This window comes from Pseudomonas sp. SWRI92 (assembly GCF_014268685.1).
GTDB classification, from domain to species: domain Bacteria; phylum Pseudomonadota; class Gammaproteobacteria; order Pseudomonadales; family Pseudomonadaceae; genus Aquipseudomonas; species Aquipseudomonas marvdashtae.
The window spans coordinates 1-18,821 of record NZ_JABWQY010000023.1 but is presented as its reverse complement, the minus strand read 5'-3'; the positions used below and the strand labels follow the sequence as shown (position 1 = coordinate 18,821).

Sequence of the window (18,821 nt, the reverse complement as noted above, 5' to 3'; positions counted from 1 at the left end):
TCAGATGAAGTCGATAGCTTTGAGATAATTAGCGCCACGGCGTAGGAGGGCCGGGGACTTTTCCGGGTAGCGCGCGCCCATCTGCCGCACACCGGAGCGGGCGTTGTCGTGGCGAATGAGCGAGATGTCGCCGATGTCTTCCTCGAAACCGTTGAGGTAAAAACCCAGCACGCCAAATAGCGCGTTGTCGGCATCGACCCGCGCCAGCTGCTGCTGCCAGTCGGCGACGCTTACCAGGGAAAACTCCCGGCCACTGTCTCGGAACGACGCCACATACGCGTCCCAGCTCAGGGGTTCGGGGTTGTGCAGGTTGAACACCGCTTGCGTTGGCTGGTAGCGGCTGGCGTGGAAGGCGATGAAGCGAGCCAGGAAGTCCACCGGCATCAAGTCGAAATTGAGCGACAGGTCCGGCACCTGGCCGAGCTGGATCGAGCCCTTGAGCATCAGCATCAGCCGGTTCTTGTGGGGCTGGCAGACCCCGGTCTGGCTGTTGAAACTGATGTTGCCAGGCCGGAACAGATTGACCCACACGCCGCGATCCCGCGCCCGTTGCAGGATCCGTTCGCCGACCCATTTGGACAGGTTGTAGCCATTCTTGATGTAGATCGGAGGGGTCTTGGCCGCCGGCTGCTCCAAGACTTGGCCATCGGCATCCAGTGCGCTGGAAGCCGACAGCGTCGAGACGAAATTGAAGATCTTCTTGCTGCGCCCTTCGCACAGGCGCAGGCATTCGAAGATTGGCTCAACGTTGTCTCGCGCCAGGGACTCGTAGTCGAGCACATGGTTGACGTGGGCGGCGTTGTGCACCAACGCGCCGAACGTGCTGTCGATGCGCAGGTAGATGTCGTCCGGCAAGCCCAGTTGCGGCTGGGTGATGTCGGCGGCATAGACGCTGACCCGGCTCAGGTCCAGATGCTCCAACTGGTTGTCGCGCAGGGCCTGGGCGAAACGTTCGGCGGCGCTTTGCCCGCCGGATTCGCGCACCAGACACGCCACCTCGGTGGCGCCCCATGCCAGCAAGGCCTCGACGATGTGCACGCCGAGAAAACTGTTGGCGCCCGTCACCAGCACTTTGTGCACGTCACCGCATTGGCTGATGGGCAGCGGATCGAGGTTGAGTTCGGCCTCGGCATCGATGAACGCTTGGGGGCTGAGGGTGGCGGTGCCGCTTTGCTCCGGGCCGTCGAGCAACTTCGCCAGGGTGATCAACGTCGGCGCTTCGATGAAGCGATTGATCGACAGGCTGCGGCCGAACGATTGGCGAATGCTCAGCAGCAATTGCGACAGCAGGATCGAATGCCCGCCAAGGTTGAAAAAGCTCTCGTCAGTGGCGATGTCCTCGGCCGGCAATTCCAACAGCTCGGCCCACAGCTGCTGGAGCTGGGTTTCCACTGGGTTTTGCGGCTGGCGCCCTTGGCTGCCGACCTGGACGGAGCCCGCCGTTGCCAGCAGCGCCCGACGATCGACTTTGCCATTGCTGGTGTAGGGCAGGCTGGGCAGTTCGATGTAAGCCGCCGGGTGCATGTAGCTGGGCAGCGTGTCCTGCACATGCTCGCGCAAGGCCTGGAGCGCCGCGCCGGGCGCTGTGTCCACCGGGTTGACCAGGAACGCCAGGACTCGCCGGCGCTCATCGACCCCCACCGCCACCTGACGGAACAGCTGACTGTCGCGCAAGCAATGTTCGATCTCCTCGGGCTCGACCCGAAAGCCGCGAATCTTCACTTGGTTGTCGCGGCGACCGCACAGCTCGATCCCGTCGCCGGTCCACTGGCCGACGTCGCCAGTACGATAGACCCGCAACGCTTGTCCGGTGGGCAGCGTCAGGTCGAGGTAGCGGCTGGCGGTCAGCGCCGGATCGTTCAGGTACCCCAGGCCGACCCCCGGCCCAGCGATATACAGTTCGCCGGGCGTGCCTTGTGCGACCGGTTGCAGATGTTCATCCAGAATCAGCATCCGCGCGTTGGTGATGGGTGCGCCCAGGTTGCGGTTGTTATCCCCCACGGCGAATTGCCGAGTGGTCGCCAGCACGGTGGTTTCGGTCGGGCCGTAGATGTTGTGGAACCGGCACTGCGGCGCCAACTGCTCGATGACGAAGGGTTCGCAGACATCGCCGCCGGTGACCAAGTGTGTCAGCCCCAACGGTGCGCCCAGGGGCATGACGCTCAGCAGCGCGGGCGGCAGGAAGGCATGGCTGATGCGCTGCTCACGAATCAACGCCACCAGCTGTTGCGGATCGCGGCGCTGATCTTCGCTGGGCACCACCAGCAGCGCGCCCTGGATGAAGGTCGGCAAGAGGTCCAGCAATGAGGCGTCGAAGTTGATGGTGGAAAACTGCAACGCACGGCTGTCGCGTCGCAACCCGACATGGTCGGCGTACCAGGCGCAGAAATGACTGAGGTTGCGGTGGCTGAGCAGCACGCCTTTGGGCTGGCCGGTGGTGCCGGAGGTGTAGATCGCCACAGCCGGTTCATCGGCATTCACCACGCGGCGGATTGTCGAGGCCGGCAAGCCCGGCTTGGCCGAAGGCAGTCGGCGGACATCCAGCGTCGGTATTGCAGACTCACCCGGTTCGTCGTCACCGTCGTGCAGCAACAGGTCGGCCTTGGCGTTTTCCAGGATGAAGCGCCGACGTTGCACTGGATGTTGCGGGTCGAGTGGCAGGTACACCGCCCCGCAACCCAGCACCGCCAGGATCGCGGCATACAGCTGCGCCGACTTGGGCAGGCACACGCCGATCACCTGTGGGCGGCCGATTGTCTTTGGCAGGCTGGCGAGTATCGATTGCTGCAGCTGCAGCACGGTGTTGCGTAAGGCTTTGTAGTCGATGACGTGGCCGTTGACCCACAACGCGGGGTGCTTCGCGTCATCGAGCATGCGCTGCTCGATGTTGTGCATCACCGGCACCTCCGAGGCCGCCAGCAGCCAAGGCACCGCGGGCTGATTGAGACGGTGCTCGAAGGCCAGCGGCTCCAGCGCGTCGAGCCCGTGAAGCGGTTGGTCGATAAGGTCGCTCGGTTCCGTCGGCCATTGATCGAAGCCGGCTTCCTCACGGGATAACCGGCTGACCAGCCGCGCGCCATGCTCCACCACCGCTGCCGTGGCGTGCAGGCGCAAAGACTGGCCGTTGCCGTCGCAATGCGCTGTGATTCGTTCCTGGGCCAACAGCCGTTGCGCACCGTCGCGAAACAGCACCACCGGCTGCGGCAAGGCCTGGCCGGGCACGGCCTGGAGCAGCACGCGCACTTGAAGGCAAAACCGGACCTCAAGGGCGCACGGCACCGTACCGTCGTCGATCAACAAGTCGATCGCGCCGTGGCCGGTCAGTGCTTGCGCATCCGCGACACCGTGGCCGTGCAGTTCCAGTTCCCGGGCCAGTTCGGCCATGGCCTGGCTCTTGCCAGACACAGCAATTTCGAGGCGTCTCATTGGAAGGTCCTCATGGGGTCAGGTAATCAGCCAGGGCATCGCGCACACACGGTGACGCCAGCATCGAGCTGCCGCGAAAGAAACGCGTGATGTTGCCCACCAGTGGGTGAAAACGATTGATGGGATAGGCCAGTGCGGCAGCGTCTTCACGCAGCGACTGGCGCGCCGATTCGTCGATGGGCAGGTGCGTGATCAACTCGAAATCGAACGCCTGTTGCAGATCGCTGGCCAGGTACTCGGCGATGAAACCAGGCATCAAGCGGGCAATCGCCTCGCGGTCCTCTTCGGGCGCGGTGCGCCAGTAGATCTGCACCAGCCGCGTCCAGAAGCCCGAGTGCCGGCCCTCGTCCAGCAGGTGGTCGGCCATCAATCCCTTGATCGAGGCCTTGACCGAATCGTCCCGGGCAAACGCCGCCACCTCATTGGTCACGGTGTTCTCGGCGATGGCGATGCAAATCAGTTCCACAGCGCTGAGCAGATGCTCCGGCGCCCGCGCCAGCGTGGCCGGAATCGCCCGGCTGAGTTCGATCTGCTGGGGCAACGGGATCGGCGTGATGCCGGTCATGTCGATGGTCTGCTGCATGAAGTCCATCGCCACCAGTGCGTGGTAATCCTCATCCACCACCACGGTCATCGCGTCGTAGCGACAGGCAAACGGAAACTCGATACCGAAGCGGTTCTTGGCGATGCGCCGGGCGGTGTGGTCCACCAGCTCCGTTTCAAAAATCACCACGTCGTTGATAAATTTGTAGAGGCTTTGCACCAGGACAAAATCACGCAGCTGCGGGCAATGGCTCAGGAAGGTCTGGCTGTGCACCATGGGTTGGCGGCTCATGGGAAAGATCAGCTTGTCGTCGTCTTCGACCCGGCGCCGCGGACGGGTGCGGATCGTGGCGCGGCTCTCCCAGGCATCGGCGAAGGACTGATATTGAATGGCGTTCATGGCGTCACCTGCGCAACGGCCTGGGTCATGCTCAGGCGTAGGCCATCCCACAGCGCCGTGCGACTGTGGACGGCAGCGAGGGCGGCGGCCAGGACTTCGTGCTCGCGCTGCGGGTCGCCATCGATCAGCCGTGCCAGCAGTTTTTCCGCCGCCGGGCCGTGGTCTTCGGAGTCCACCTCGATATGCCGCTGCAGGTAATAACGAAACGTCGGTGCCTGGTCCAGGCCAATGCCCCAAGCGTCCAGCATCCGCTGGAACATCTGCGGGATGACGCTTTCGCGACCATGCACGAATGCGGCGGCCACGCTGTGGGCCGGAGCATGAAGCGCGGTGTGCAGGGTCTGGCGCACGAAGCGCGCCGCGGCGGGTTCTACCTCGACGCTGTCCAGCGCGGTTTCCGGGCTGACGCCTTCTTGTTGCAGGGCGATAAATTGCTCAATCGCCCGGGTGTCCGCGCCGACCTCGCGCATGGCGTCCAGGTACAGTTCGAAATGGCTGCAATAGCCCGCGCCGGGACGGTCGTCGGACTCTTCACCCAAGACGATTTCGTTGATCAAGCGCGCCGCATGCGGGTCGGCCGGCGGCAGCCACGGTAGATGAGTGCAGGTCAGTTCCCGTTGCAGGCGTTTGGTCAGTGACATGAAATCCCACACGGCAAAAACATGACTTTCCATAAAACGGCGCAACAGGTCGATTGATGTTATTTCAGAAAAGACCGGGTGCTGGCCAAGTTCGTGCTTTTTCAGGGAAAGTTGCTCTTTGGTTGGCTGCATTGAAACGTCCTCATCAATGATATTTGTCCGGAAGTTGCTCGCCTTGTTTACCAGGGCGAGCAGGGGCCTGAACCGGAATCCATGTTTTCTTGATAATGCTTTTTGGCGCGCGATTCGCTCTGTTGTGCCGTGTCGGGCGTGGTTTGCCAAGCGCTGGAGCGGTCGATAGCAACTCGACAAATAAAAAGTTAGTGCATGTATCAAACGCTCTGCAAGTTATTTTTTAATTATTTGAAGTTGGGTATTTATTCGGCGCGAAGAGGCTAATTAAAACTCTTGCTGTAAGTTTTATTGGGGCGAAGTTGCTCCTTCCGATTTATAACTATCAGAATCGAATGGTTCGAACGAATGCCTCGCTCGGAGCACTTCAGGGATCGGGGGAATAAAGAAGTTGGTGTTTTATGGGCGGGAGACCGGTCGGACTTCCGGGTCTTTCCGCCAGTGGGCGACGCTCCTTGCGAGGTGGTTTCGATTCGCTTGGCTTGCAGCCAGGCGCTGACTTCTTCAGGTCTTTTTTCGAATCGATAAACGCAAGAGTGAGCCCAAATCGATAGCAGTTCCATTGAACTGATGTCGAGACGGATCGCCGCCGCGGTGAGGCCGTGCCGGGCGGGCAATCTGAGCTGTAGGAAGGATGTGTAAGAAAGTGCTACGCCGGCTCGGGGCCGGCGCATAGGGGAGCGTTTCGCTTACTGATTCAGGTATTGGCGCATCGTGATGGACGCTTTTTCCAGATGCTGCTCCAGCAGGTAAACCGCTTGAGCGATGTCTTTGGCTGCCGCAGCGGCGAGCATTGCATGATGGTCGTCCTGGGTCAGCTTGCCCAGGCCCATGGACGACAGATGAAAGCGCAGGAAGCGCTCTTCTTCATTGAGCTCGTGCTCGACCAGGTCAAGCAGCTTGGCGTTGGGCGCCCGGTGGTAAAGCGACATATGGAACAGCCGATTGAGCCTGGCGATCTCGGCGTGATCGGCCTGGGTTTCCAGCTGCTCGATGTAGTGGGCGGCCATTGCCAAGTCGTTGTCATCGAGCAGCGGAATGGAAAGGCGCAGGGCGAAGCTCTCCAGGACCGAACGCAAGGCGTAGGTCTCGACCGCACTGCTGGTGATCAGCGGAGCCACCACCGCGCCCTTGTGCTGGACCACGTTGAGCAACGATTGCGCCTCAAGCTGACGCAATGCCTCGCGCACCGGCATGCGGCTGACGCCGAACAGGTCGGCCAGCTCCTGCTGGCGCAACGCGGTGCCGCTGGGCAGGCGGCCGTCGAGAATGGCTTCGCGCAGGGAGCTTTCGATGACGGCGCGGGCCTGCGCAGCGGGAATAGGTCCGTTGACCTGGATTGTGCTTAACGGTTTGGGCTTCTGCGTCACGACAACACCCTGACTGGTAGTAACGAAATTGGATCCAAGCCAACATTAGTTACAGATTGCCAAGCCGTCAAAATCTCGCGGCCCCGGTTCCTGAACTAAAGTTTAGTCTGCTTGTGGTGATTGCAACCTGCCATTGTCTTTTGCCGGGCCAGGCTTCACCATCCAACGAATTTTCCAACGGCCCTTTTCGGACTTATTTCCCTTGGCTGCACCTTTCCCGGTCCTCAGGTCCTTGCGCTGGCTGTGTACGGCATTGCTGCTGGCCGGCCTGATGCTGGGCGGCTTGCGAGCCGACTGGGACTTTGCGCAGATCAGCCGGCGGGCGCAAGCGTTATATGGACCGTTGGGCGAAGGGCAGCAGCGGATCGACGCGTGGCAGCAATTGCTGGCGACCCAGAAACAGATCCCGGAGCTGGAACAGCTCAAGGTGGTGAACCTGTTTTTCAACAAACAGGTGCGCTACGTGGAGGACATCGACCTGTGGCGTGAGGTCGACTATTGGGAAACGCCGATCCAGGCCCTGTGGAAGGGCGCCGGCGATTGTGAAGACTACGCCATCGCCAAGTATTTCAGCCTGCGTCACCTCGGGGTGTCCAGTGACAAGCTGCGTATCACCTACGTCAAGGCGTTGCGGCAGAACCGTGCGCACATGGTGCTCACGTATTACGCCACCCCCGACGCCATGCCGCTGGTGCTCGACAGCCTGATCGACGGCATCCAGCCGGCCAGCCAGCGAACCGACTTGCTCCCGGTCTACTCTTTCAATGCCGAAGGGCTGTGGCTGCCGGGCGCCAAGGGCAACAAGAAAGTGGGTGACACCAAGCGCCTGTCCCGGTGGCAGGATGTGTTGAAAAAAATGCAGGCCGAAGGTTTTCCGGTCGAGACGACTAACTAGGAGCGCGCGCTCAGATGTCCTTGTTCAAACAGCTGTTGATCGCTATTTGTCTGTTCCTGGTGGTTGCCTTCAGCGGCAGCTTCATGGTCAGCCTGGAGAGCTCGCGGACCCAGTACGTCAATCAGTTGCGCTCCCATGCCCAGGACGCGGCCACGGCGCTCGCACTGTCGCTGACGCCGAACATCGACGATCCGGCGATGGTCGAGTTGATGGTCAGCTCGATCTTCGACAGCGGTTACTACGCGAGCATCCGCGTGATCGACGTGGCCACCGACAGGACCCTGGCCGAGCGCACTGGCACGCCGGACGCCGGCAGCGTCCCGCAATGGTTCATCAGGCTTATTGGCCTTGAACCGGCTGGCGGCGATGCGATCGTCAGCCGTGGTTGGGAGCAGGCGGCGCGGGTCGAGGTGGTCAGCCATCCGATGTTCGCCCTTGCCAAGCTGTGGCAGAGCGCGCTGGGCAGCCTGGGTTGGTTGCTGCTGTGCGGCGCCGTGAGCGCGGTGCTCGGCGCCTTGCTGTTGCGTCGTCAGCTCAAGCCGTTGGATTACATGGTGCACCAGTCCCACGCCATCGCCCGTCGTGAATTCCTCAGCCTGCCGGAGCTGCCGCGCACCCCAGAGCTGCGTCGGGTGGTGCAAGCAATGAACCAGATGGTCGAGAAGCTCAAGGCACTGTTCCAGGAACAGGCTGAGCGCAGCGAGAAGCTGCGGGTCGAGTCCTACCAGGACAACCTCACTGGGCTGGCCAATCGACGGTATTTCGAAATGCAATTGCATGCCCGGGTGAGCAATCCGGAGCAGGCCAGTTCCGGCTATCTGCTGTTGCTACGGGTCAAGGACCTGGCCGGTTTGAACCAGCGGCTGGGCGGGCAGCGCACTGACCAATTGCTGAAGGCCGTGGGCGAGCAGCTGTTGCGTGAATGCGCCCGCTATCCGGAAACCCATAACCTGGTGACACGCATCCGCGGCGGTGAGTTCGCGGTGCTGGCGCCGGGGCTGGTGCGCGAGGAGGCGCTGCAACTGGCGCAAAACCTGGAAAGCGCGTTGGCGAGCCTGCACGCCACCGGCGCGACCGACGTGGCCTCGGTGGCTTCCATCGGCCTGGCGCCGTTCGTTCATGGCGACTCGCCGCAAGCGGTGCTCCAGCTCGGCGACCAGGCCCTGGCCCAGGCCGAAAGCCAGGGCGAACCGGGCTGGGCTTGCCTGGATCACAGCGCCTCGGCGAGTGTCGGCGATGATCACCATGCCTGGCACAACCTGCTCGACCAGGCCTTGGGCAACCAGCGCTTCGAGCTGTATTTCCAACCGGTGGTGGCTACCCAGGACACCGATGTGGTGTTGCATTACAAAGTGCTGTCGCGGTTGTTGGATGAACAAGGCCAGACCATTCCCGCCGGACGTTTCCTGCCGTGGCTAGAGCGCTTTGGCTGGACCGCGCGCCTGGACCGTCTGATGCTCGAACAGGTGCTCAAGCAAATGGCCGGGCATGAGCAGTCCCTGGCGTTGAACCTGTCTTCGGCGACCTTGGCCGATCCGCAGGCGCTGAACAAGATCTTTGAGATCCTGCGGGCGCATTCCAACCTTGGGTCGCGCCTGACCCTGGAGATTGGTGAAGAGCAACTGCCGGAGCAAGCGGTGCTGGAGCAATTGACCCGGCAGTTGCGCGAGCTCGGTTTCTCCCTGAGCCTGCAGCGTTTTGGTGGGCGCTTCAGCATGATCGGCAACCTGTCACGACTGGGGTTGGCTTACCTGAAGATCGATGGCAGTTATATTCGTGCCATTGATCAGGAAAGTGACAAACGTCTGTTTATCGAGGCTATTCAGCGGGCTGCTCACAGTATTGATCTGCCGTTGATTGCTGAGCGGGTTGAGACGGAGGGGGAGTTGGCGGTGATTCGGGAGATGGGGTTGTTTGGGGTGCAGGGGCAGTTGGTTGGGGAGCCTAAGCGTTGGGGGTGAGGCGGTCTTTTATCCTTCTGACTGAGTACATATCCATTGCTGCGGTAACGGCGACTTAGGGTTTCGCCCTGACGGCGACTCACTTTTTTTGGCGCTCTTCCAAAAGTGACCCGCTGTAAGAGCGGAACCGCCAGTAGCCGTTACCGCAGAAACGGATATACACCCTTTTCTGAAAGCAAAATCCTAGGAGATTTCCTTCAAGTTGTAGCGAACTTGGTGAACTTGTCCGGCGTCTGTCTCATGGCTAGTCTGAGCTTGTCACCGAAAAAACGGTGACACTGGCGTGCAAGCCGGTTAAAAGACGACGCGCAAGCGCTTTATGGCGGTTGTGCGTGGGAGATTTCTTCGCAAGAAGGAGTCTGCCGGGGTTCCGTCTGCCCGGTCTTGCACACCTGCGTACAGCTGCCACCTCATTTGCGTGCAAGCGAACGGTGTCGGTTCCACTTCTACAGATGGAGCTTCACGACATGTTCAAAATAACTCCAAATCCGCCAGGAAACCCTGGCAAAACCTCTAGCAAATCAGCGAAGTCCAAAAAACTCGACGAAGCCGCCGAACGCGCCCTCGACTACTACCTCAATCCCAAACCAACCGATAAAGCCTCGGGGAAACCCCAAACCGCCCAGCTTTTCATGGTCTCTCCAGACATCGACACCGAAACCCTCCTGGCCAATGCCTCCGAAGACTTGTTGTCCATCAGCGCCATCGCGGCCGACCTGGCGGATGACGTCGACGGCTCACGCCGCAGCGTGATCCTGGCGATCAGTCGAATGGCCGACGGGGTGCACCTGTTGGTGGAGCGGGCGATGGATCGGCTGGAGGTTCAAGCGTCGGGCTGACGCAGAACCTGTGGCGAGGGAGCTTGCTCCCGCTCGGCTGCGCAGCAGTCGCAGAACCGGGCAATGTGGTCAACCTGGAGAAATGCAGGGGCCTGCTTTGCAGGCCAGCGGGAGCAAGCTCCCTCGCCACAGGTGCTGTGTACTGCTTGGAATGGCGTCAGCCCGGGTGACAGGCTAGATCAACCCTTTCTCGTCATCATCGATCAACCGACTCAACCCACCCAGCGCTTCCCGCGCCTGGTTGCGGTCCATCAGCTTGGCCTGGGCCGCTGCTGGCAGGTCGGTGACGCGGATGACGCCTTTAGCGGTCAGGACCTGGATCAAGTCGTCGAGTACCCGGATCATCTCCAGGTCGCTTTGCTTGAGTTGCTTGAGGCTGTTCTCTACGGCCTGGTTGGCGAACCAGTCCTGAATCTCGTGGTTGTCGGCCGGCAAGGTCTCGGTGGCCTCGGCATAAGCGGTGGCTTCGACGCGCACCAGCAGGCCTTGTGCATCGCGTTGCACATAAAACATCGGGCATCCCTCATGTATGAAGCGGCGTCATGCTGGGCAGCATAGGCCAACTGTGGGGATTATGAACACTTATCCCATGCGAGGGAGCTGGCTCTCTCGCATGGGACGCTGTCAGGTTCAGCTGTTGTTGTGATCGATCTTGATGGTCGGATCACTGCCGGCGATGAGCGAGTTCAGGTTGATGTTCGACCAGTTGTTGCCTTCCAGCTTGATCGTCACGTCTGGCGTCGCTGCCGCACCGTTGGCCGCGTTGAACTGGCCGGTGGTGCTGACTTGCAGAGAAGACACGCCATCGACCGTGCTGATTTTCAGGAAGTGGTCGATGGTGCTGCCGGTTTCGCCCTGCAACAGGTCCCGCAGGTCAATCCGGTCACCGTCGGCGGCCTTGAAGTCCTTGATCACATCATTGCCGGTGTCGCCGGACTTCCAGACAAAGGTATCGCCGCCCAGGCCACCGATCAGGGTGTCGTTGCCCTTGCCGCCGCCCAGGATGTCGTTGCCGCTGCCACCGAGCAGGATGTCATTGCCCTTGCCGCCATCCAGCAGGTCGTTGCCGCCCTGGCCGAAAATGATGTCGTTACCGGCGCCGCCCAGCAGGGTGTCGTTGCCGTCATGTGCGCCGGACACATCGAACGCGGTGTAGTGCTCGGTGATGTACTGATGCACATTGCTGGTGGTGACCTTGCTGACGTCCACGCCGCTTTGCTGGGCCACGAACGACTGGATGGCCTGGTAACCCTCACCGGCAATGCCGTTGAAACTCACCAGGTCGCCGAACAGAATGTCGTTGCCATCCGCGCCATTGACCGTGTCGGCACCTGGCAGGGTCGCTTCGGTGTGGCCAATGATCGAATTGGCCAGGTTGTTCGGGTCGATGTTGGTCTGTGGTGACGAGTCCGAATCGTACGGCTTGAGATCGTTCAGGGTCACATCACTGTTCAGGCCGATGGCTTCGACGGTGCTCAAACCCTTGAGCAGCGTGAAGCTATCGGTCGAGCCCGCCGCTGAATCTACATAGTTCCAGTAGTCGCCATAACCGGTGCCGCCCTGTTTCGACACTTCGAAGGTGCCATTGCCCTCGGCATGCACCGTGCCCACATAGCTGTCGATCCATTTCTTGCCGCTTTTGGTCGACAGATACATCTCGCCGTTTTCGTAGATGGTGTACTTGTGCGTGCTGTCGATCGTCTGGGTGTAGTACTTGCCAGCGCTGTAGTTGGCCGCGCTCAGGACGTCATCAAGCTTGACGGTGCCGTAGAGCGTTGGGTTGCCCTGTTCTTCGGTCTGGTAGTAGGTCGGCTTGCCGTCGGTAATGAAATACGTGAGGTTCTTCGCCCCGGTATTGTTCAGGGCTTCGGTACTCTTGAAGAAGTTCGCCGTGGTCTTGAACACGTCTTCATAGTTGGTACCGCCACCGGACACCATCGAATCGAGCAGGCCCTTGAGCAAGGTCAAGGCGTTCGAGTCTTTGAGGTTGACCGAGACCGTGCTGTTCACCTGGCTGTCGAAGTCCGCCAGGAAAATATTCACCGTCCCGGAGTTACTGCCCAGGCTCTGCTTGAGGGTGCTGAACACCGAAGTCAGCGAGGCCTTCGCCGCTGCAATGGACGAGTCGCTCATGCTGCCGGAGCTGTCGACCATGAAGGCGATGTTGTAGTTGACCCCTGGCACCACGGTCAGCCCACCGATGTCGGCGACCACGATGTCGTTGCCGTCGGTACCGGTGACGTTGTCGCTGCCGGAAGTGGCGGTGGTGGCGTTGTAGACCGCCGGGTGCACCGTCACCGGGATTTGCGCGGTGGTCACGGCCGATCCGCCGAGGGCTTCGGTGGAGGTCGAGGTCACGGTCAGGTTGATCTGGCCATTGAAGTAGGTCGGTGGCGTCAGGTTGAGGCTGCCCAGGTTCCAGCCAGAGACCGAGGCTTCGCCGTTGGCGCCCACGGTCGCGGTGTGGCCTGCGCCGTCGCTCAGCACGCTGCCTTCCGGCATGCCGCCAATCTTCACGCTCAGGCTTTCGGAGCCGTCGGTGTCGGTCAGGGCGGTGGTGATCTTCGACAGGTTCACGCTGCCGCCTTCGGCGCCTTCGTTGAGCTTGAAGCCGTCGTAGTAGCCTTCGCCATTGGTGCCGTGCAGGTCGGAGACGGACACGCCGGCATTCACCAGGTCGGTCACGCCGGTATAGAGCGGTACGCCGGCGCTGCTCAGGTCCACGGGCGTGCTGCCGTTGACCGACAGGTTCACGTCATAGCTGCCCGGGCCGGTCTGGTTGTGGTGGTAGATGTCCAGGGTGTAGTAGCCGCTGGTGGTCGGCGTGAACGAACCGTTCAACTTGCCACCCGCGCCCCAGGTGATACCCGCCACGTCCTTGCCGCCAATCGTCACCAGCAGGCTGTCATCACCGGTGCCGCTGAAGGTGTAGGTCTTGCCGGCCTCCAGGAAAATCAGGCCCGAGGTTTTCGACGCGGTGCCTGCGTTGACGTTGCTGTCGTTCTGAACGTTGCTCACATTGGTGCTGCTGTTCGGCGTGCCGGCGGCATCGATCACCGACTTGAGCGTGCCGGACGGCGCGCCGTTGCCGTCGGTGCCCAGGCCGGACAGGCCGGTCCAGACTTCCTTGATCAAACCGGTGGAGGTCACGTTGTTGCCGGCCACGTTGAGGCTCGGTGCGTCGGCGACCGGGGTGATGTCGATCTTCACAGTGCCGGTATTGCCTAGCGTCTGGCCGTCGGTTGGCTGGAAGCTGATTTGCGCGTAGTCGGCCTTTTGATTACCCACGCCGGCCGGGTTGCCATTGGCACCGGATTCGTTGGCATCGGGGGTGAAGCGCAGCTTGCCAGCGTCGATGTCCGCCTTGCTGAAGGTCTGGTTGTTGGCCACGTCCTTCCAGGTTGCGCCGTCCAGGTACTGCAATTTGCCGTCACCCGGCAGCCCGGTGATTTTCACGCCCTGGCTGGTGGCGGCGCTGTCCACGTCGCTGATGCCGAACGTCGACCAGCCGAGGACCAGTGAAGTGTCTTCGGTACCGGTCACCGCGCCACCGGTGGCTACGGGTGCGTCGTTGACCCCGACCACGTTCACGGTGGTGGTGGCGGTGTTGGAGTAGCTTGCGCCGTCGGTCACTGTCACGGTGATGACGCGCGGTACGGTGCTCGGATCTTCGCTGTTGTTGATGAAACTGATGTTCTTGATCTGCTGCATGTAGTCGGCCAGCGTTGCATTGCCTGTCAGCGTCAGGACGACTTTGCCGTCGGTGCTGTTGGCGTTGATGCTGATGCCGTTGACGCTATTGCCCAGGTTCAGATGATCGCCAGGCTGACGGTTGGTCAGCACGATGGTGGCGCCGGTCAGCATGGTGCTGTCCGGGTCGGTGATTTTCAGGTCGGTGTCGGCAATCGATACGCCCGGGCCGGTGGTGCCTTCAGTGAACGTCACTTGATAATCGGCGCCGGTCTTGCCGCTGGAGTTGTTGGCGTCCAGGTCGAGTACCGGCGGCGCATCGTTGTCGATGATCGAGGTGCTGACGCTGCCGTTGGTGCCGCTGACCGCCAAGTGCTCGAAGTTGCCACCGGTAGCCGAGTCAATCTTGACCACGAAGTTTTCCGTGCCTTCGGTGATCTTGTCGTCCAGCGTCGCCACGTTGAAGGTCGCGCTGGTGGCGCTGGCCGGGATCTTCACGGTGTAGACGCCGGTGAAGTCCGTGCCGTCGGCGGCGGTGCCGCTGTAGACGATCTTGAGCGTCACCTCGGTTTGCGCCGGGTTCGTCAGGCTGACGGTGTACGTGGCCGCCTGGCCTTCGGTGACCGACGTGCTGCCGGTGATGCTGACGGTGGTGTTGTCGACCGTGTCACCCACGGCCGTCGACGCGCCGGTCTTGTCGATACCGATGGCTTCGAGATTGCCGCCGGATGCCGATTTGATCGTCTCGGTGATGGACGGCGCGCCGGTGTAGACATCGTTGCCAACCGCGACATCCAACGCCCCCGAGCTTGCGCCGGCTGCGATGATGATGGTCTTGCCGCTGTCCAGCGTCACGGTCACCGGGCCGTTCTGTGCGGTGACGGGTTTCCCGTCGGCACCGGTTAGGGTGGCAGTGTAAGTGATGGTGCCGTTTTCGTTCACGGTCGGTGTGGCGGTCAGCGTCACGCTGGTGGTGTCGTCGACATCGCTGACGACAGTGCTGACCGGAGCGGTGTTTGGTGCGATGGCTTCCAAATTACCGCCCGATGCCGAGGCAATCGACTCAGTGACGGTGGTTGGGCCTTGGTAAACATCGTTGCCGACCGCGACATCCAACGCACCCGAGCTTGCACCGGCGGCGATGGTGATCGTCTTGCCGCTTTCGAGCGTGACCGTCACCGGACCGTTTTGCGCGGTGACGGGTTTGCCGTCGGCACCGGTCAGGGTTGCGGTGTAGGTGATGGTGCCGTTTTCGTTCACGGTCGGTGTAGCGGTCAACGTCACGGTAGTGGTGTCGTCGACATCGCTGACGATGGTGCTAACTGGGGCGGTGTTCGAAGCAATGGCTTCGAGGTTGCCACCGGATGCATCTTTGATCGACTCGGTGACGGTGGTTGGGCCTTGGTACACGTCATTGCCAACCGCGACATCCAACACACCCGAGCTTGCGCCGGCAGCGATGGTGATGGTCTTGCCGCTGTCCAGGGTAACGGTCACCGGACCGTTTTGTGCGGTGACGGGCTTGCCGTCGGCACCGGTCAGGGTTGCGGTGTAGGTGATGGTGCCGTTTTCATTCACAGTTGGCGTAGCGGTCAACGTTACCGTGGTGGTGTCGTCGACATCGCTAACCACAGTGCTGACCGGAGCGGTGTTTGGCGCGATGGCTTCGAGGTTGCCACCGGATGCATCTTTGATCGACTCAGTGACGGTGGTTGGGCCTTGGTAAGCATCGTTGCCGACCGCGACATCCAACGCCCCCGAGCTTGCGCCCGCAGCAATGGTGATCGTTTTGCCGCTGTCGAGCGTGACGGTCACCGGACCATTCTGCGCGGTGACGGGTTTGCCGTCGGCACCGGTCAGGGTCGCGGTGTAGGTAATGGTGCCGTTTTCATTCACGGTCGGCGTAGCGGTCAACGTCACGGTAGTGGTGTCGTCAACATCGCTGACCACGGTGCTGACTGGCGCGGTGTTCGGAGCGATAGCCTCGAGGTTGCCACCGGATGCATCTTTGATCGACTCGGTAACTGTCGTCGGGCCTTGGTACACGTCGTTGCCGACGGCTACGTCCAAGACGCCGGAACTTGCACCGGCTGCGATGGTGATGGTCTTGCCGCTGTCCAGGGTAACGGTCACCGGACCGTTTTGTGCGGTGACGGGTTTGCCGTCGGCACCGGTCAGGGTCGCGGTGTAGGTGATGGTGCCGTTTTCGTTCACGGTCGGTGTGGCGGTCAACGTCACGGTAGTGGTGTCGTCGACATCGCTGACGATAGTGCTGACCGGAGTCGTGTTCGGAGCGATAGCCTCGAGGTTGCCACCAGTGGCGGTACTGATGCTTTCGGTGACGGTGGTTGGGCCTTGGTACACGTCGTTGCCGACCGCGACATCCAACGCACCCGAGCTTGCACCGGCTGCGATGGTGATGGTTTTACCGCTTTCCAGCGTCACGGTGACCGGACCGTTTTGTGCGGTGACCGGCTTGCCGCCGGCACCGGTCAGGGTGGCGGTGTAGGTAATGGTGCCGTTTTCATTCACGGTCGGAGTCGCAGTCAAGGTCACCGTGGTGGTGTCATCGACATCACTAACGACGGTGCTGACCGGAGCGGTGTTCGGTGCGATGGCTTCGAGGTTGCCACCGGATGCATCTTTGATCGACTCGGTAACTGTCGTCGGGCCTTGGTACACGTCGTTGCCGACGGCTACGTCCAAGACGCCGGAACTTGCACCGGCTGCGATGGTGATGGTCTTGCCGCTGTCCAGGGTAACGGTCACCGGACCGTTTTGTGCGGTGACGGGTTTGCCGTCGGCACCGGTCAGGGTCGCGGTGTAGGTGATGGTGCCGTTTTCGTTCACGGTCGGTGTGGCGGTCAACGTCACGGTAGTGGTGTCGTCGACATCGCTGACGATGGTGCTGACCGGAGCGGTGTTTGGTGCGATGGCTTCGAGGTTGCCGCCTGATGCCGAGGCAATCGATTCGGTAACCGTCGTTGGGCCTTGGTATACGTCGTTGCCGACAGCCACATCCAGCACGCCCGAGCTTGCGCCGGCAGCGATGGTGATGGTCTTGCCGCTGTCCAGCGTCACAGTCACCGGACCGTTCTGTGCGGTGACCGGTTTGCCGTCGGCACCGGTCAGGGTGGCGGTGTAGGTGATGGTGCCGTTTTCGTTCACGGTCGGAGTGGCGGTCAATGTCACCGTGGTGGTGTCATCGACATCGCTAACAACAGTGCTGACCGGAGCGGTGTTTGGAGCGATGGCTTCCAAATTACCGCCCGATGCCGAGGCAATCGACTCAGTGACGGTGGTTGGGCCTTGGTAAACATCGTTGCCGACCGCGACATCCAACGCACCCGAGCTTGCACCGGCGGCGATGGTGATGGTCTTGCCGCTTTCGAGCGTGACGGTAACCGGACCGTTTTGCGCGGTGACCGGTTTGCCATCGGCACCGGTCAGGGTTGCGGTGTAGGTGATGGTGCCGTTTTCGTTCACGGTCGGTGTAGCGGTCAACGTCACGGTAGTGGTGTCGTCGACATCGCTGACGATGGTGCTGACCGGAGCGGTGTTTGGTGCGATGGCTTCGAGGTTGCCGCCTGATGCCGAGGCAATCGATTCGGTAACCGTCGTTGGGCCTTGGTATACGTCGTTGCCGACAGCCACATCCAGCACGCCCGAGCTTGCGCCGGCAGCGATGGTGATGGTCTTGCCGCTGTCCAGCGTCACAGTCACCGGACCGTTCTGTGCGGTGACCGGTTTGCCGTCGGCACCGGTCAGGGTGGCGGTGTAAGTGATGGTGCCGTTTTCGTTCACGGTCGGAGTGGCGGTCAACGTCACCGTGGTGGTGTCATCGACATCGCTGACCACGGTGCTGACTGGCGCGGTGTTTGGAGCGATGGCTTCCAAATTACCGCCCGATGCCGAGGCAATCGACTCAGTGACGGTGGTTGGGCCTTGGTACACATCGTTGCCGACCGCGACATCCAACGCCCCCGAGCTTGCACCGGCGGCGATGGTGATGGTCTTGCCGCTTTCCAGCGTCACGGTCACCGGACCGTTTTGCGCGGTGACGGGTTTGCCGTCGGCACCGGTCAGGGTCGCAGTGTAGGTAATGGTGCCGTTTTCATTCACGGTCGGAGTCGCAGTCAAGGTCACCGTGGTGGTGTCATCGACATCACTAACGACGGTGCTGACCGGAGCGGTGTTCGGTGCGATGGCTTCGAGGTTGCCACCGGATGCATCTTTGATCGACTCGGTAACTGTCGTCGGGCCTTGGTACACGTCGTTGCCGACGGCTACGTCCAAGACGCCGGAACTTGCACCGGCTGCGATGGTGATGGTCTTGCCGCTGTCCAGGGTAACGGTCACCGGACCGTTTTGTGCGGTGACGGGTTTGCCGTCGGCACCGGTCAGGGTCGCGGTGTAGGTGATGGTGCCGTTTTCGTTCACGGTCGGTGTGGCGGTCAACGTCACGGTAGTGGTGTCGTCGACATCGCTGACGATAGTGCTGACCGGAGTCGTGTTCGGAGCGATAGCCTCGAGGTTGCCACCAGTGGCGGTACTGATGCTTTCGGTGACGGTGGTTGGGCCTTGGTACACATCGTTGCCGACCGCGACATCCAACGCACCCGAGCTTGCACCGGCTGCGATGGTGATGGTTTTACCGCTTTCCAGCGTCACGGTGACCGGACCGTTTTGTGCGGTGACGGGTTTGCCGTCGGCACCGGTCAGGGTTGCGGTGTAGGTGATGGTGCCGTTTTCGTTCACGGTCGGTGTGGCGGTCAACGTCACGGTAGTGGTGTCGTCGACATCGCTGACGATAGTGCTGACCGGAGTCGTGTTCGGAGCGATAGCCTCGAGGTTGCCACCAGTGGCGGTACTGATGCTTTCGGTGACGGTGGTTGGGCCTTGGTACACATCGTTGCCGACCGCG

The 18,821-nt window shown here is 61.4% G+C and carries 8 protein-coding genes and 1 pseudogene; 3 read left to right on the top strand and 6 right to left on the bottom strand.

Going from position 1 to position 18,821, the window contains the following annotated elements:
* The 4 genes from HU762_RS24720 to HU762_RS24705 all read right to left on the bottom strand — a co-directional run bounded on the left by HU762_RS24720 (position 1) and on the right by HU762_RS24705 (position 6,512).
* The gene (locus HU762_RS24720; RefSeq protein ID WP_186641343.1) at positions 1-3,426 is read right to left on the bottom strand and encodes a non-ribosomal peptide synthetase; all 3,426 of its coding nucleotides are present in this window, start codon (positions 3,424-3,426) and stop codon (positions 1-3) included.
* A gap of 10 nt (positions 3,427-3,436) precedes the next feature.
* Complete coding sequence (locus tag HU762_RS24715) at positions 3,437-4,369, bottom strand: diiron oxygenase (RefSeq protein WP_186641341.1); 933 nt, start codon at positions 4,367-4,369, stop codon at positions 3,437-3,439.
* Entirely contained in the window at positions 4,366-5,142 is a 777-nt protein-coding gene (locus tag HU762_RS24710; RefSeq protein WP_186641339.1) for a DUF3050 domain-containing protein, read from the bottom strand. The genes HU762_RS24715 and HU762_RS24710 overlap by 4 nt, the downstream gene beginning before the upstream one ends.
* 689 nt (positions 5,143-5,831) lie before the next feature.
* Entirely contained in the window at positions 5,832-6,512 is a 681-nt protein-coding gene (locus HU762_RS24705; protein ID WP_186641337.1) for a GntR family transcriptional regulator, read from the bottom strand.
* Positions 6,513-6,714: 202 nt separating this feature from the next.
* Between HU762_RS24705 and lapG the strand changes: the two genes are divergently transcribed.
* From lapG to HU762_RS24690, 3 genes are all read left to right on the top strand, one after another.
* A complete protein-coding gene (gene lapG / locus HU762_RS24700) occupies positions 6,715-7,407 on the top strand; it encodes a cysteine protease LapG (RefSeq protein ID WP_186613998.1) in 693 nt (230 codons plus the stop codon).
* Positions 7,408-7,421: 14 nt separating this feature from the next.
* Positions 7,422-9,368 carry a cyclic di-GMP receptor LapD gene (gene lapD, locus HU762_RS24695; RefSeq protein WP_186641336.1) on the top strand — a complete coding sequence of 649 codons (1,947 nt, stop codon included), beginning with the start codon at positions 7,422-7,424 and terminating at the stop codon, positions 9,366-9,368.
* A 467-nt stretch (positions 9,369-9,835) separates the two neighbouring features.
* Positions 9,836-10,207 carry a DUF6124 family protein gene (locus HU762_RS24690; RefSeq protein ID WP_186641335.1) on the top strand — a complete coding sequence of 124 codons (372 nt, stop codon included), beginning with the start codon at positions 9,836-9,838 and terminating at the stop codon, positions 10,205-10,207.
* Between the two features lie 174 nt (positions 10,208-10,381).
* Here HU762_RS24690 and HU762_RS24685 read toward each other — a convergent pair whose 3' ends face one another.
* Together HU762_RS24685 and HU762_RS24680 are read right to left on the bottom strand one after the other, a co-directional pair.
* Entirely contained in the window at positions 10,382-10,720 is a 339-nt protein-coding gene (locus tag HU762_RS24685) for a tryptophan synthase subunit beta (RefSeq protein ID WP_186614004.1), read from the bottom strand.
* Positions 10,721-10,837: 117 nt separating this feature from the next.
* Positions 10,838-18,821: pseudogene (locus HU762_RS24680) on the bottom strand (LapA family giant adhesin); the annotation flags it as partial.